1 protein-coding gene is annotated in these 1426 nt (G+C 70.0%); it reads right to left on the bottom strand.

Features of this window, described 5'->3' with window-relative positions; translation table 11 throughout:
• Window positions 1-7: 7 nt before the first annotated feature.
• A complete protein-coding gene (locus NA4_RS28995; protein ID WP_067477064.1) occupies window positions 8-1363 on the bottom strand; it encodes a hypothetical protein in 1356 nt (451 codons plus the stop codon).
• Window positions 1364-1426 lie beyond the last annotated feature (63 nt).

The following is a 1426-nucleotide window of genomic DNA, read 5'->3' as shown; positions in this document are numbered from 1 at the left end:
TCGCTCATCAGCTCGCCTTCGCTTCCGTCGCGTCCGGCTCGCCCGCCTGCACACTGAGTGCCCGTTTGACTCGCGTCCGATGGTCGAGGATGACCGAACGCGCCACGCCGTCGAGCAGATCCCACAGCTCGTCCGGCTCGTGTATCGCGTACTCCCGGACATCCCTGCCGTGCAGGCGGACCCACAGTCGCCGCAAGTAGGGCCGCCACGGTGTGGTCAGCTCGGCGGCGATGGCGGCCAGTGGCCCGGCCGGCGGTTCGGAGGTATCGGCGCTCACCACCAGCCGACGGGCCTGCAGCACATACGCCTCCCGCTGCCAGCGGCCGTTGATCACTTGGTGCGCGGTGGATTGCGGTGCGGTCGTGCCGTTTTCGGCCAAATGCAGACGTGGTCGACCCACTGCTCGCCGGTGCCCGATCGGCGCCAATCCGAGCGCCAGCGTCGTCCCCGCCGTCGCCGCGACCCGCAACGACTCGTCCAACAGCGCCCACGGCGCGCAACTCCTGGCGATCTCGGCGTCCACCAGCTCCGGAATCGGCGGCAGCTCAGCGCGGTCGCTGGATGCTTGCAGGACGGTGAACACACGCTCGTAGACAGTGCGATCGAACGGAAGTCCCAGGGTCGATTTCGAGGCCGAGGCGCCGATCTCCGGCCGCGGCGGCGCCGGATGCGCGGTCAGTCCGAGGTCCTGTGCCGAGGGCGCGGATTCGTTCTGCCACAGCCGGATTCCCGTGTGAGTTCCGGCGTGTCCGCCGATCAGCCGATCCAACGCGGGCTGCGCCGCGGGCGCGTCCCGACCCAGTCGTGCGGCGGCACAGGATTCCAGCAGGGCGTCCACCTCGGCGGCGTGGTCGTCGCCGGACGGGTTGGCCAGCGGGCGCCGGCGCCAGGCGAGGTCGAGCAGCCCGGCCAGATCCTGTCCCGTGGTGTCGTTCAGGTACTCCTTCAACGCTTGGGTGGTGCGTCCCGCGATGTACTCGTGGATCTCGCGCAACACAGCCTCGGCGATGGCGGTTCCCCGCGCCGGATCCGGCATGCCGGAGGTGGTCGCCAGCTCGAAGCAGCGCTGAAAGTACAGATCCTGCGGATGCCCATCGGTGATCCGCAGCGTCCGCCGCACCTGCTTGAGCACCGTGAACCAAGCCGCCGTCGCGCGCAGCACGTCGGCCGCGGCCTGGATGCGCGCTTCGAGCAGCACCGCGCCGTCGGCCGTCAGGATCGGCCCTGCGCACAACGGATGCTGCACGGGCCGGATCACCAGCGGGTCGAGCACGAGCTTCACCGTGCGGCGCAGCGGACCGCCATGTGGGCCACTGAGCGGTTCGACGCCGTCGAGCCTGCGCCACACCTCGTCGAGCACCATGGCGCGCGGTCTTCGCATTCGACCAGGTTAGCTGTGCTTATTCGGCAGCGCCTGCGGCGCTGC

It is taken from the genome of Nocardia amamiensis NBRC 102102 (assembly GCF_001612745.1).
Classification (GTDB): Bacteria; Actinomycetota; Actinomycetes; order Mycobacteriales; family Mycobacteriaceae; genus Nocardia; species Nocardia amamiensis.
This window is presented reverse-complemented; position numbering and strand designations above follow the sequence as displayed.

Excerpts from the sequence above, each read along its gene's own strand:
- NA4_RS28995 (WP_067477064.1), bottom strand. The coding sequence starts at position 1,363 with ATGGTGCTCGACGAGGTGTGGCGCAGGCTCGACGGCGTCGAACCGCTC.